Here is a 13,565-nt window from a genome sequence, read left to right on the forward strand (position 1 = left end):
TTTATTTAAGGATCAGAAGAATTATCTGAAGAAAAGCAGATTTAATATGTTGCTTTGATGCTAAAAACCGATTTTATATGTTGAATTCATGTCAGTTTTTAAACTTTAAATTTTAACTGGGTTGGTTTTATTTAAGTTATTCGAGATAAACGTAAATAAAATCATTTTTCGCATTTAATGCATATCCACCCGAATTGCATTAAATATTGAAAGTTTTTAATCTCGTCGCAAGAAAATCAAAAACAGTCAAACCACCCAATTGATCTGGAATTTGTTATGACGAGCAATAGTTACATCGATTATATACACCACAACTGTAAGATTGATTTTATGGCAAAATCTAAAAATCATGCTCCAATCAGACCATATCTTTAATAAAAAAGCCGATCAGATGATCGGCTTTTCATCCTAAAAATCGCTTAGGCTACTTTGGCTTTTGCCATCAGGGCTTCAATATCTTCGACTGTTTTGACCACATCTTTGGTGAGCACCAGTGGTCCATTTTCGGTAGCAACCACATCATCTTCAATACGGATACCAATGCCACGCCATTTAGCATCGACAGTTTCATCATCTGGTGCAATGTATAGCCCCGGTTCAACCGTCACCACCATGCCCTCTTCATAGGCACGCCATTCACCATCTAGTTTGTATGAACCGACATCGTGTACATCCATACCCAACCAGTGACCAGTACCATGCATATAGAACTGACGGAAAGTTTCTTTTTCGATAATTTCCTCAACATCACCTTGCATAATGCCGAGGTCTAATAAGCCTTGAACTAAAATACGTACCGCCACATTGTGCGGCTCTTTGTAAGAATTACCGACACGTACTGCATCAATCGCAGCCAGCTGTGCTTTTAACACCAGCTCATATAAGGCTTTTTGCTCAGGGCTGAATTTACCATTAACAGGGAAAGTACGGGTAATGTCTGAAGCATATAACTGATATTCGCAAGCCGCATCAATCAGTACCAGATCACCATCTTTCAGCACTTGGTCATTTTCCACATAATGCAAAATGCAGGCATTTTCTCCTCCCCCAACGATACTATTGTAAGAAGGCACACAGCCATTTTTACCAAAAATGTAATTCAATTCTGCTTCCAGTGCATATTCCATCATGCCCGGTTTCACCGTTTGCATAGCACGGGTATGCGCTTCTGCCGAAATATCCGATGCCAGTTGCATCAACTTGATTTCCTGTTCGGATTTATGCAAACGCATTTCATCGACAATGCGGTCTAGCTGAATCACATGTGCGGGTGCAGAAGTACCTTTGCGTGATTCACCACTGGCTTTGGCAATCCACTTTGCTACACGTGCATCAAAATCAGCCTGCTGGCCAATACGATAAAACAGTTTTTGTTTATTGAGCAGTTTCTCGATAATTTCTTCATCCAGCAGATCAATGGCATAGGCTTCATCTGCCTCGTAATCATCCACTGCACCATCTACACCGGCACGGTAACCGTTCCAGATTTCCATCTCGCGGTTACGTTCACGGCAGAACAGACTATAGGTATAACCTTCATCAATCGATTCAAAAGTCTCAATCACCGCCACTGCTTCAGGCTCTGCAAAGCCCGTCAGATAGAAAAAGCTGCTGTCTGCACGGAATTTATAATCCGCATCGCGGTTACGCATGGCAACCGGACTGGTGGCAATAATTGCAATACTGTGCGGACCCATTTCTTCTGCCAGGCGGTCACGACGTTCCTGAAAATCTGCTTGAGTCAGTTTCATCATTAAGTGTACTTTTGTCTTTTATGAGTAGGTGATAACTTTTAAAGGGTCTGTTCTTGAATAAAATCGCCCGAATTAGCTCGGACGATGTGGGGTAAACATTTCAACCACACTGCTGGCTTCTATAGTCGCGCTATTTTTTTGCAACTGCGGCTGAATATTTTGCAGCAATGGAGTTTCTGCAATTTCCACTTTTTTACGCCCCAATGACAGGCTCACAGGAATCAAGCGCACAAATTCGTAAAGTTCCTGATAGCTTTCTTCGCCTTCTTCGTCATCATCCGACTCATCAAATTCAACCGCTGCCACATCTTGCAGATGTTCAATCAGTTCCATTTCATCCGGACGGATATGTCCTGATGCCAGACCAAATCCCAATACCACACCGGCACACCAGTCCGCCAAGGCTTGTACACGATCCACAAGAACGTGTTCATCATCCGGAAGCAAAGGTAAATAGTCGAGTTCATCTTCAGATAAAGCATGGGCAATATCTTCTGCTTCATCGGCTAATATCTCTAAAACCTGCTGCTCTAGCGCAGGAATTTCAAGCGTGGCTAAAATTTGTTGCCATTCATCACCAGTCGGTGCCTGAGTAACACAAACAATACCCGTTAGTAGCCCATGTAACTCACTTGGGCTTGAAATCTCTTCAATTTTTGAAAAATTGTGGTGCCATTCCGACCAACCTGAAATATCGTCTTGCATTCGCTTATCCAATCTCTATACTTCTTATATATTACCTTTGTTTGCGATACTGTGCGACCACGATATGTTAGAAGAATTACAGCGTCTACAGGCGCATATTGGCGTTTTAAAAACGCGACTTGCGCATTATGAAAGTGAAAATGCTGCACTTAATGCTGCAAAAGCAGATTCCAATGAGCACTATCATGCCCAAATTGTGCAAAAAAATGGCATCATCACTCAAAAACAAGAAGAAATAGATAATCTGAGTGAGCAATTAAGCGAAACCCAGTCGCAATTCAAGCAACTGAATAGCGATGCAGCCGCTTTAGCAGACCGCTATAGCCGTTTGGAAAAAAGTTGTACCGATCTTAAAAACCGTTTTCAGGAAATTCTGGCTGAACGTAATGAATTACGTGTCATTAAAGAAAAAATGCAAAATGATCACCGTGTTGCTCAACAGGAAATTAAGGGCTTGCAACAAGAACGTGAAAGATTGTTACAAAAAAATGAACATGCTAAAGCCAAAGTTGAAGCCATTATTCAGCGTCTTGCAATTTTAGGTACTGCTCAAGATCAGCATGCGCAAGAAATTCAACAGCTTGCTCACCCAGCCGATGCAAATGAGGATATTTAATCATGAGTGAACAAATTGCCGTTGAACTGCGTGTGCTGGGTCATAATTTTCGTTTAGCAACCACAGAAAAGGAAAAAGCTGGTTTAGAACGTGCAGCTGAATTGTTAAATGAAAAATATGATGATTTTCGCCGTAAAGCACCCCGTGTTGAGCCAAGTAAACTGATTATTATGGTTGCACTTGAACTGATGCAGGAAGTGCTTTCAATGAACAAATCCTTGCAAGAGTATGCACATTGTGATCGCTTGCTGGCGACTATTTTAGAAGACCTCGATGATTTGGTTTAATTTCCTATGGAATTGAATAAACTATCAACGTTTGTGATTTAACTTTACAGTTGTTGCACATTGAGGATTTGCCAACACCTCATTATTGGTTATACTTACTCTATCTCTGAGGTGTTCGCCAGCGCGTCTATATCCCTGCCGATACTTAAATCTACGGATTGTGTTCTGCATATTTAGAGTGTATGCCCATCTTCGAATGGGAAACCAAGCAAGTATGCGTCGCGTCCACCTTGAACTTCTTCGGGTTCAGGGTAACGACATGCAGCGGCATCTTCGGAGTGTTTTTTCTTATTATTCTAAGTGTCATTTATTACAATACTTATTCATCTATTTTACATTTTAAAGATTTTTCGTTTTTAAATTTTATTTCATTCTCCGCCATATTCATCAATATTTTATGCAAAAAAAATACCCAAGATTTTCATCTTGGGTATATCACTTAAGTTCTGGCATTCAGTTATTTAGACTTTTGCAGCCGCAAAGCATTGATGACTACTGACAATGAACTGAGCGACATGGCAACCGCTGCAAGCATCGGGGTCAACAGCAGTCCAGTCAGAGGATAAAAAACACCCGCTGCCACAGGCACACCCAAGCCATTATAGACAAAGGAAAAGGCCAGGTTCTGCTTCATGTTCTTCACACCCAGTTTTGCCATATGAATGGCATCGGCCACACCGCGAATATCCCCTTTGACCAAAGTCACCTGAGCCGTCTGTTTGGCAATATCGGTACCATTACCCATTGCCACCCCCACATTGGCCTGGGCTAGTGCCGGTGCATCATTAATACCATCGCCAGCCATCGCCACAACTTTGCCTTGAGCCTGATATTTTTTTACCAGATCTAATTTTTCAGTCGGGGTACAGTTGCCATAAACCTGCTGAATCCCCAGCTCAGCCGCGACCAGTTTGGCATTCTGCTCGTGGTCACCAGTCGCCATCACCACTTCAATACCATCGGCCATCAGTTGATCAATCACCTGATGAGCATTGTGTTTGATCGCATCATGAATCGAGATATAAGCCAACACTTGCTGCTCATTGGCCAGAAAGCTAATCACATTACCGCTCTCGCGTTGAGCATCCAGCTTCACTTGAGCATGTTCAGGCAGCTGCAAACCCAATTGATCAATCAGCTTTTGACTGCCCACATACAGGGTTTGACCCTCAATTTGCCCTTTCACCCCAAAACCGGTGACATCTTCAAAATCACTGACTTTTAGCAATTGATCATGCGGAACAAGCTTGGTTAAGGTCTGGGCAATCGGATGAGTTGAATACTGTTCAATCGAGGCAATCCATTGTTCCACTTGCGTTTGCTGAGCTGTATCTGAAAGCAGTTTAATCTCTTTCAGGCTCGGTTTACCTTCAGTCAAGGTTCCGGTTTTATCGACAATTAAAGTGGTGACTTTGCTCAAAGCCTCGATCGCTTCAGCATCTTTAAACAGCACGCCTTTTTGTGCTGCCCGCCCTGTGGTCGCCATCACCGACATCGGCGTTGCCAGACCTAAGGCACATGGACAGGCGATAATTAGTACAGCCACTGCACACATCAGCGCCAGATCAAACTGTGCTTGGCCAAACAACATCCAAGCCATAAAGGTCAACACACTAATTGCAAGGACGATAATGACAAAATATTTGGCAAATACATCTGCAAGTTTTTGTAACGGCGCTTTGGAGCGCTGTGCTTCGGCTACCGTCTGAATCATTTTTGCTAAGGTGGTATTGGCCCCCACTGCCGTGGTTTGAATACGTATACTGCCCTGCTGGTTCACCGTACCGCCAATCACCCGGTCATCAAGTTCTTTTTTTACCGGAACAGGTTCACCCGTCATCATGGCTTCATCAACATAGGTTTTGCCTTCCACCACAATGCCGTCGAGTGGAATTTGATCCCCTGAAGAAATCTGCAAGATATCGCCCTGTTTCACCATACCAACATCCACTTCGACCACCTGATCATGCTGCACCAGTTTTGCAGTATGCGGTTGCAGTTTCAGCAAGGATTTAAGTGCGTCTGCAGTTTTGGCCCGGGCTTTTAACTCCATGATTTGTCCGAGCAAACTCAAGGACACGATCATACACGCCGCTTCATAATACACGGCAACCCCATGACCGGTTTTCGCCTGCATCGGAATCAGGGATGGAAAAACTGTCGCCACAACACTGTAAATAAATGCTGCCAGCACCCCAACACCAATCAGGCTCCACATATTCAGATTGCGGGTTTTATAGGAAATCCAGCAACGCTCAATAAATGGCTTGCCTGCCCAAAGTATGACAGGAATAGACAGCACCAGTTCAATCCACGGCTGAATATGCTGCGGAATAAAGGCATGAATATGCGACCCCATGGCCAATACAAAGATAATTAAAGTCAGTGGCAACGTCATCCAGAAACGGTGACTGAAATCGACCAGCTCAGGATTGGGTGCATCATTTAAAGTCGGTTGCATCGGCTCCAAAGCCATACCGCAGATTGGACAGGTTCCCGGTCCTTTCTGCACAATTTCAGGGTCCATGGGACAGGTATAATCCATATCCTCTGCACCTTCCGGTACAGGTCGCTGATCTGCTGGAAGTAAATAAAACTCTGGATCGCCTTTAAATTTTTCCAGGCAGGACGGATTACAGAAATAGTAGGTTTTAGCCTGATAATCCGTTTTTAAATCGGTTGAAGTATCTACCGACATGCCACAGACAGGATCGACCTCAGAATGAGGTGATGATGCAGGATGAGTTCCGCCACAGCAGCTGGATTTCTTTTCTTCAACTGCCACTTTTGCTGTTGAAGCACAGCAGGAGGATGCTGTTTGCAGAGTTTGTAGATATTGTTCAGGTTGCTGGGTAAATTTATTCAGATAGCGTTCTGAACAGAAATAATAATCTTTTGATTCAAACTGGCTATGCCATTTAGAATCCGTTTTAACCTGCATGCCACAAACCGGATCAACTATTGTTTCACTCACCTGCTCTACGGTTTGTGCTTTATTTCCCGCACAACAGCCTAATGATTGCGCTACTGGTGGTTGATTTTGAGAACTACAGCAAGATTTTTTTTCATCTGCTTTTGATTTAGATCCACAACCACAGCCCGAAGTTTTAGATTTATTTTTTTCTAAATACTGTTCTGGATTGGCTTGAAATTTATTCAAACAGCCCTGACAACAAAAATAATAAAGTTTTCCTGAATATTTGGTATGCGGTTTGGATAAATCTGTCACGGTCATGCCACAGACGGGATCAATATACTGTTGTGACTCAGCTTTTTGACTACCACAACATGAAGATGAGGACGCTGCCACTTTAGCTTTATTTGCACAACCACAGCCTGATATAGATTTGGTTTGTTGAAGGTAAGCTTCAGGATTTTTAATAAACTTTTGTTTGCAGCCATCACAACAAAATAAATATTTTTTCCCCAGATATTCAAAATAATGTGCTGAACTTTCCGAAACGTTCATTCCACAGACTGGATCAACTTTCACTAATTCAAGGACTGAATCCTGTTTTGCACAGCAGGAGGATTTTTGTTGCTCATTCATCCGATTCACCTGTTTTATTCTTTCATTGTGTTAGCATAAAGTCTGTACCCAGGTACAGAGTCAAGTCATTTGAGGATATTTTATGCTCACCATCGGAAAACTGGCCAAACACTGTCATGTAAACGTCGAAACCATTCGCTATTATCAACGCATCGGTTTAATGCGCGTGCCTGAAACCACGCAGAGTTACCGTTATTACAATGACAAAGATATTGAAACCTTAAGCTTTATTCAAAAAGGCAAAGATGCAGGCTTGCAACTCAGTGAAATACAGGAATTACTGCAACTTCAATTCGAAGACCGTGAACAGGTGCGACATGTCATTGAGCAACGTCTGGAAAAAATTGATCAAAGGATTCAGGAATTACAGGCACTCAAAACCCGATTAAGCAGTTGGGTAGATGAATGTAAAACCACCAGTGAAAGCTGTTGCCCGATTTTGAAAGAGCTGAAAAACAGTTAAACTGCTTTTACGATGAAAATGTATATATTTTTTGGGAATCTATAACAGATGTCAGTGGATTTAAAAGTTTTACGCAAGCAACTTCGACATCAGCGCAGAGCCGTTTCCAGCTTTCAACAAAAACAGGCGCAACAAAAAGTACTTCAGCAACTGATCCGGCTAAAACCTTTTCAGCATGCCAAAAAAATCGGCATCTATCTGAATGCCTTTGGTGAAATCCATACCCAAAAAATCATTGAATACTGCTTTAAACAGCATAAACAGGTTTATCTGCCGATGATTTGTACCATGAACCAGCAATTGCACTGGGTCAAAATCACGCAACAACAATACCGAAACAATCAATTTTCATATCATCCACTCGGCATGAAAGAGCCTATGGCCGGGCGTGGCCTGCATGTTTCGACGCTGGATTTTTTAATCATGCCTTTGCTGGCCTGTGATATTCAGGGTACCCGCATTGGTATGGGCGGCGGTTTCTATGATAAAACCCTGGCCAGCGCCCCCCATAAACCCTACCGGCTTGGTATTGCACATGACTTTCAGCTGATCCAGCAGCCTTTACATCGTGAAGTCTGGGATCAACCTCTCGATGCCTTACTTACCCCTGCAAAATATCTACACTTTAAGCGTTGAATGGGTATTTTTGACTGATAAGAATATTTTAAAATCACACATTTACTCATTTTTTATACATTTTCATTTGCCCTGCCCTTGTATTTTTTAAAATACCCATCACTATAAAAAACATGGCAACACTGTTGTTACTCATTAGGAGTGCCCATGTCTGAAATTATTATGAATCAAGAAACCTTAGATACACAGGTTCCAAGCGTATTACCACTTTTAGCGCTACGTGATGTGGTGGTTTATCCACACATGCAAATTGCGTTATTTGTAGGTCGTGAAAAATCGATCAAAGCAGTTGACGTGGCCCGTAACAGTGACAATCTCGTATTTGTAGTTGCACAACAAGATTCTCTTACAGAAGAAATTGATCACGACAACTTATATCAATACGGTACTGTCGCGAAGATTGTGCAAGTTGTGAATCATGAAAATGATGAAAACTGTATAAAAGTACTTATTGAGGGTCTACACCGTTCTAAACTGGTGAAAATCATCGACCATGATGAATATTTATCAGCCGAACATGCCCTCAGCCCAATGACGGTCAATGTTGCAGCTGACTCTCAAGCAACGCGTGTGCAAGAACTGCGAACTTTATTTGCCCAGTATGCAGAAGCCAAATTACGTAATGCACGTGAATTGGTTACTGCTGCAAATAAAATCGATGACTTGTTGCAGCTGTTGTTCTTTGTGGCCACCCGTGTCCCACTGAACATTGATATCAAGCAAAAGTTTCTGGAACAGGATAACTTTGAAGCACATTTGACTGAGCTCATGACTTATTTGTTGCAACAGTCTGAAGAACAGCAGATTGAACAAACCTTGCATGACTCGGTAAAACGCCAGATGGAGAAAAACCAGCGCGAATATTTCCTGAATGAAAAAATGAAGGTGATTCAGCGCGAGCTTTCCGACATGAATGGCGGTGCTGAAGATGATGTCGCAGAAATTGAACGTCGTCTGGAAGAAGCCGATTTACCGGAACACGTGCGTAAAAAAGCCGAATCTGAATTCCGTAAGCTCAAAGCCATGCAACCGGCTTCAAGTGAAGCTGCTGTGGTTCGCAACTATATCGAGGCGATTTTAGATACGCCTTGGAATAAAGCCAGCAAAGTCAGCATCAATTTGGCGAAAGCACAAGAAATTTTAGATGCCGATCACTACGGTTTAGATGAAGTCAAAGACCGTATTGTGGAATATCTTGCAGTACAATCTCGTGTGAAAAAGCTCAAAGGCCCGATTCTTTGCCTGGTTGGCCCTCCAGGGGTAGGTAAAACTTCACTTGGTGAGTCGGTTGCCAAAGCTACAGGTCGTGAATTTGTGCGTATGGCCCTAGGTGGCGTACGTGACGAAGCGGAAATCCGCGGTCACCGCCGTACTTACATTGGTGCGATGCCGGGTAAAATCGTGCAATCACTGACAAAAGTTGGCGTGAAGAATCCACTGTTCTTGCTCGACGAAATTGACAAGATGGCACAGGACTACCGTGGCGACCCTGCTTCTGCCTTGCTTGAAGTACTTGACCCATCACAAAACAGCAAGTTCAACGATCACTACCTCGATCTTGATCTTGACCTGTCAGAAGTGATGTTCATCTGTACTGCAAACAGCATGAATATTCCTGAGGCTCTTTTAGACCGTATGGAAGTGATTCGTCTGCCGGGTTATACCGAAGAGGAAAAAGTCAATATTGCCGAGCGTTATCTGGTTCCTAAAGCCATTAAAGACAATGGTTTACGTGCAAAAGAATTGACCATTCATGAAGAAGCGATTCGTGACATCGTGCGTCGTTATACTCGCGAAGCCGGTGTGCGTAGCCTGGAACGTGAAGTGTCAAAAATTGCCCGTAAAGTGGTGAAAGAAGCGGTCAGCAAAAAAGCCAAAAACTTGCATATCGATGTGACTGCTGAAAACCTGTCTGATTACCTGGGCGTACATAAGTTCGACTTCGGTATGGCGGAAGAAGAAGCGCAAGTCGGTCGTGTCAATGGCCTGGCTTGGACTTCAGTTGGCGGTGAATTGCTTTCGATTGAAGTTGCTGCGGTAAAAGGTAAAGGTAAATTCATTACCACCGGTTCACTCGGTGATGTGATGAAAGAATCCATTACCGCTGCAATGACTGTGGTGCGTACTCGTGCCGATGCCTTGGGTATTGAGGCTTCAAGATTTGAAGAAACCGATATTCATGTGCATTTACCTGAAGGTGCAACACCGAAAGATGGTCCATCTGCAGGTTTGGCCTTAACTACGGCACTGGTTTCAGCTTTCACAGGCATTCCAGTACGTGCTGATATTGCCATGACCGGTGAAACCAATCTGGGCGGTCGTGCAATGCGCATTGGTGGCTTGAAGGAAAAACTTTTAGCTGCACATCGCGGTGGTATTAAACTGGTATTCATCCCTCAAGAGAACGCTCGTGACTTGGTGGAAATTCCAGAAAATGTTAAAGCCGGCCTTGAAATTAAGACCGTGAAAAGCATCGATGAGATCTTGCCATTGGCCTTGGTGGAAGCACCAAAACCTTTGGTAAAAGCACCGATTGTTAAACCAATTGCAGAGGGCAAAGCAGCGCGTCATTAATTGCATTTTGCTACAAAAAGAGAAGAGCTTCGGCTCTCTTTTTTTGTGTAAAATTTTTACCATATTCATAACACATCAGCTTGAAAAATCAGCAGCTCATCCCCATTTAATATGGTATAGATAGTGATGCGCTGTAGGTTTCTGATTTATTTCTACTTAAAAAGTTATTAATAAGTTATGTGAATGGTCATCTACATCTCCAGGTGGATGACCTTTTGATCGCAGTCCCAATATTTCATTAGGGGACTGCGTTTTTTATGTGTTCTTATTCATCAGCTTGAATTATTAAATTATAAGCCAGACCATCTATGACACTGGCCATTTTGGCAATATTTAAAGTTTTCAAGGTATCCTTGGCACTGTGATAGTACCTGTTACGAAAATGTCCCGTATCTGTAATCATCATGGCGGGAATATCCAGCTTCCAGTAATTGAGATGATCTGAAAACTCCATCCCCGTGATAAAAGACGGTGCGACCAGTCGTTGACACTCCAGGCGCTTCAGTATTCGCATGGATTCACAATATTTTGCACCCAAATCATAGGACTGCAAATTACTGACAGCCGCAATAAAGTTACCATGTTGCGGATAAACCCATTTCAGGCCGGCAGGATACTCCTGTACCAGATTTTCATCAAAAAACCCGATCATCTCTAAAATATAAACGCCGCGAATGTGATCTTTCTGAGCCTGGATGGATTTTGCATGTACAAAACTGCCCATATGTTCGGTCTTGAAAAATGGCGGCTCCTGCAAGGTATAAAATACAAATTCAACATTATAGGGCAGTTGCGATTTCTGCTGTGACAGTATGCGTGCGGTTTCAATCACCCCTGCTACGCCAGAGGCATTATCATCCGCACCTTGAGTTTCACCAAACACATCATAATGCGCGCCGACAATCACTTTGTCAGCATGACCTGCGGTTAAGGTACATACTACGTTGCGATAGCCCAAACCATTCACCGAATAATTTTGATACTGGCACGGGATACCAAACAAACGCATCTGTTCTTTAATCCAGGCAGAAACGCGTTGTAGCTCTTGGGAGTTTTTATAATTACGATGCCCCTGCTGACCTATAATTTGCTCCAGATAGACCTTTAAATTATCGCTACTGGCGGGTGATATGCTCGGTAATGCCCAACTTGAAGTATTGAACAAAAGAGTGCAAAGGAAGGTGCTCAACCATAAGTCTAAATTTTTATCCCTTTTTAATCTCATTTATTATCTTCCTCTCTTCTTATGCATATTCAATCCATTGCTGAAGATTAAAGCAGCATCTGGCACGCCTTTTCAATTGCAATTTGTTGCTCAAAAACAAGTAAAATCAGTTTTAGCGTTTATAATAAAGATGAGTCTTAAATCATCGAATCTTATGAAAATCCGTATTATTACCATTGGTCAAAAAATGCCAGCCTGGGTGCTCACCGGTTTTGAAGATTACTTCAAACGTATCCAGCCTTTTGTGCAGACCCAAATTATAGAATTACCTATGGCAAAACGCGGAAAAAACGATTCTGAAGCCGATATCCTGAAATATCGCCAGATTGAAGGTGAAAGCATTCTGAATGCACTGAAACATAATGAAACCCTGATTGCCCTTGAAGTCGGGGGTAAAGAATTCAGTACTGAAAAACTGGCTGAGACCATGAAACAATGGATGCTGGAAGGTAATGATGTTGTCTTGGCGATTGGCGGTCCGGATGGTCACTCCGAAGCGGTACGTAAAGCTGCTGCATGGCACTGGTCTTTATCCAAACTCACCCTGCCTCACCCTATGGTTCGGGTCATGCTGATCGAGCAGCTCTACCGCGCAATGAGTATCAACCATAATCATCCTTATCACCGGGCGGGTTAAGCAGGTTCAGAACGGGATGATTTGAGCCTGGCAAAATCGTGTAAAGCGAACATATTCCTGAGCTTGAGTCATCAACTGGATCAAATCGTGCATTATTGTTCTAAAAAAGGAACAATATGTTGATATAAATTGTATTTATTCTATTTCTCTTTATTTGGCATCATAGTCTCAATCGATGTTATTTAAATTAGGCGCATCAACATGAATCTACAAACTTTACCCGGTTTATTTATTTCACATGGCTCACCCATGCTGGCGCTGAATCCGGAACAGGTAGGTCCTGCTCTGGAGCGATTGAGCTTAAATCTGCCTAAGCCTGCAGCCATTATTGTGATGTCTGCGCACTGGGAAAGTAATGCGCTTGAAGTGAGTAGTAGCGTTCGTCCAGAAACCTGGCATGACTTCCGCGGTTTCCCGCCTGAGCTGTATGAAATCCGCTATCCGGCACCGGGTCAACCTGAACTGGCAGAACAGGTTCTGCATCTTTTGGCCAATGCCGGCTTTACAGCCCATGCCAACAGCACTCGTCCACGGGATCATGGCGTGTGGATGCCATTGTTGCATATGTATCCCGAGGCTGATATTCCTGTGGTAGAAATCTCTTTACCGATGAACATGTCTGCTGAGGAGATTTATAAAATTGGTCAAACCCTGGCACCATTACGTGAAAAACAAATATTAATGATCGGTTCGGGAAGTATTACCCATAACTTGCGTGAATTGGCATGGCATGGTGAAGCTGCTACTGTACCCGAATGGGCCTCGACTTTCCGTAACTATGTGGTGAGCAAACTGAACCATGGTGATTATGCTGCAGTTCTGGACTGGCAAAGTATCCCTTATGTAGAGCGTAATCATCCGACCTTAGAACATTTTGCTCCCCTGTTCTTTGCGATGGGGACTGGGCATCGTTTCAGTATTGTGCATAGCAGTTTCAGTATGGGTTCTCTGGGCATGGATATTTACCGTTTTGACTGATGCATATCAACTCATAACTTTTCATTAATAATTAACAAAATTATTATTATGGATACATTTTGCTACTGAATTCGCCAGAATGTATCCATATTTTTTAAGTACCTTTACGTTATTCTATTAAAAATTCTTCAAAACCAAGT

At 42.8% G+C, this 13,565-nt stretch carries 11 protein-coding genes and 1 other RNA gene; 8 read left to right on the forward strand and 4 right to left on the reverse strand.

What is annotated here, in order from left to right:
- Nucleotides 1-419: 419 nt before the first annotated feature.
- Both pepP and ABJ384_RS10430 read right to left on the reverse strand, forming a co-directional pair.
- Nucleotides 420-1,751 carry a Xaa-Pro aminopeptidase gene (pepP, locus tag ABJ384_RS10425; RefSeq protein ID WP_349929739.1) on the reverse strand — a complete coding sequence of 444 codons (1,332 nt, stop codon included), beginning with the start codon at nucleotides 1,749-1,751 and terminating at the stop codon, nucleotides 420-422.
- 75 nt (nucleotides 1,752-1,826) lie between these two features.
- Nucleotides 1,827-2,459: a UPF0149 family protein gene (locus tag ABJ384_RS10430; RefSeq protein WP_349927189.1), complete on the reverse strand. Its 633-nt coding sequence runs from the start codon at nucleotides 2,457-2,459 to the stop codon at nucleotides 1,827-1,829.
- Nucleotides 2,460-2,523: 64 nt separating this feature from the next.
- Between ABJ384_RS10430 and ABJ384_RS10435 the strand changes: the two genes are divergently transcribed.
- The 3 genes from ABJ384_RS10435 to ssrS all read left to right on the forward strand — a co-directional run bounded on the left by ABJ384_RS10435 (nucleotide 2,524) and on the right by ssrS (nucleotide 3,646).
- The gene (locus ABJ384_RS10435; RefSeq protein ID WP_349927191.1) at nucleotides 2,524-3,075 is read left to right on the forward strand and encodes a hypothetical protein; all 552 of its coding nucleotides are present in this window, start codon (nucleotides 2,524-2,526) and stop codon (nucleotides 3,073-3,075) included.
- Nucleotides 3,076-3,077: 2 nt separating this feature from the next.
- Nucleotides 3,078-3,362 (forward strand): cell division protein ZapA, encoded by a 285-nt coding sequence (locus tag ABJ384_RS10440; RefSeq protein WP_166170983.1) that lies wholly within the window; start codon nucleotides 3,078-3,080, stop codon nucleotides 3,360-3,362.
- A 100-nt stretch (nucleotides 3,363-3,462) separates the two neighbouring features.
- A non-coding RNA gene (ssrS, locus tag ABJ384_RS10445) (6S RNA) lies at nucleotides 3,463-3,646 on the forward strand.
- Between the two features lie 173 nt (nucleotides 3,647-3,819).
- Here the strand turns inward: ssrS and ABJ384_RS10450 are convergent.
- A complete protein-coding gene (locus tag ABJ384_RS10450) occupies nucleotides 3,820-6,912 on the reverse strand; it encodes a heavy metal translocating P-type ATPase (RefSeq protein ID WP_349927193.1) in 3,093 nt (1,030 codons plus the stop codon).
- A gap of 82 nt (nucleotides 6,913-6,994) precedes the next feature.
- On the opposite strand from ABJ384_RS10450, the gene ABJ384_RS10455 reads away from it, so the two are divergent.
- The 3 genes from ABJ384_RS10455 (at nucleotide 6,995) to lon (ending at nucleotide 10,585) form a co-directional block, all read left to right on the forward strand.
- Nucleotides 6,995-7,375: a MerR family transcriptional regulator gene (locus tag ABJ384_RS10455; protein ID WP_349927195.1), complete on the forward strand. Its 381-nt coding sequence runs from the start codon at nucleotides 6,995-6,997 to the stop codon at nucleotides 7,373-7,375.
- Nucleotides 7,376-7,423: 48 nt separating this feature from the next.
- Nucleotides 7,424-8,011, forward strand: coding sequence for a 5-formyltetrahydrofolate cyclo-ligase (locus ABJ384_RS10460; protein ID WP_349927197.1), 588 nt, complete (start codon nucleotides 7,424-7,426; stop codon nucleotides 8,009-8,011).
- A gap of 147 nt (nucleotides 8,012-8,158) precedes the next feature.
- Nucleotides 8,159-10,585 (forward strand): endopeptidase La, encoded by a 2,427-nt coding sequence (gene lon / locus ABJ384_RS10465; protein ID WP_349927199.1) that lies wholly within the window; start codon nucleotides 8,159-8,161, stop codon nucleotides 10,583-10,585.
- A gap of 265 nt (nucleotides 10,586-10,850) precedes the next feature.
- Here lon and ABJ384_RS10470 read toward each other — a convergent pair whose 3' ends face one another.
- Nucleotides 10,851-11,810, reverse strand: a complete 960-nt coding sequence (locus ABJ384_RS10470; protein WP_349927201.1) for a M28 family peptidase — start codon at nucleotides 11,808-11,810, stop codon at nucleotides 10,851-10,853.
- Between the two features lie 154 nt (nucleotides 11,811-11,964).
- Here ABJ384_RS10470 and rlmH point away from each other — a divergent pair, with 154 nt between their 5' ends.
- Complete coding sequence (rlmH, locus tag ABJ384_RS10475; protein WP_092819942.1) at nucleotides 11,965-12,447, forward strand: 23S rRNA (pseudouridine(1915)-N(3))-methyltransferase RlmH; 483 nt, start codon at nucleotides 11,965-11,967, stop codon at nucleotides 12,445-12,447.
- A gap of 201 nt (nucleotides 12,448-12,648) precedes the next feature.
- On the forward strand, nucleotides 12,649-13,425 hold the full coding sequence (locus ABJ384_RS10480) for a class III extradiol ring-cleavage dioxygenase (RefSeq protein WP_349927203.1): 777 nt from the start codon (nucleotides 12,649-12,651) through the stop codon (nucleotides 13,423-13,425).
- Nucleotides 13,426-13,565: the final 140 nt, after the last annotated feature.

It is taken from the genome of Acinetobacter sp. A1-4-2 (genome assembly GCF_040233925.1).
GTDB lineage: Bacteria > Pseudomonadota > Gammaproteobacteria > Pseudomonadales > Moraxellaceae > Acinetobacter.

Bases quoted from the DNA above. Each gene is read 5' to 3' on its own strand.
- pepP (WP_349929739.1), bottom strand. From the start codon at position 1,751: ATGAAACTGACTCAAGCAGATTTTCAGGAACGTCGTGACCGCCTGGCA.
- ABJ384_RS10430 (WP_349927189.1), bottom strand. From the start codon at position 2,459: ATGCAAGACGATATTTCAGGTTGGTCGGAATGGCACCACAATTTTTCA.
- ABJ384_RS10435 (WP_349927191.1), top strand. From the start codon at position 2,524: ATGTTAGAAGAATTACAGCGTCTACAGGCGCATATTGGCGTTTTAAAA.
- ABJ384_RS10440 (WP_166170983.1), top strand. From the start codon at position 3,078: ATGAGTGAACAAATTGCCGTTGAACTGCGTGTGCTGGGTCATAATTTT.
- ABJ384_RS10450 (WP_349927193.1), bottom strand. From the start codon at position 6,912: ATGAATGAGCAACAAAAATCCTCCTGCTGTGCAAAACAGGATTCAGTC.
- ABJ384_RS10455 (WP_349927195.1), top strand. From the start codon at position 6,995: ATGCTCACCATCGGAAAACTGGCCAAACACTGTCATGTAAACGTCGAA.
- ABJ384_RS10460 (WP_349927197.1), top strand. From the start codon at position 7,424: ATGTCAGTGGATTTAAAAGTTTTACGCAAGCAACTTCGACATCAGCGC.
- lon (WP_349927199.1), top strand. From the start codon at position 8,159: ATGTCTGAAATTATTATGAATCAAGAAACCTTAGATACACAGGTTCCA.
- ABJ384_RS10470 (WP_349927201.1), bottom strand. From the start codon at position 11,810: ATGAGATTAAAAAGGGATAAAAATTTAGACTTATGGTTGAGCACCTTC.
- rlmH (WP_092819942.1), top strand. From the start codon at position 11,965: ATGAAAATCCGTATTATTACCATTGGTCAAAAAATGCCAGCCTGGGTG.
- ABJ384_RS10480 (WP_349927203.1), top strand. From the start codon at position 12,649: ATGAATCTACAAACTTTACCCGGTTTATTTATTTCACATGGCTCACCC.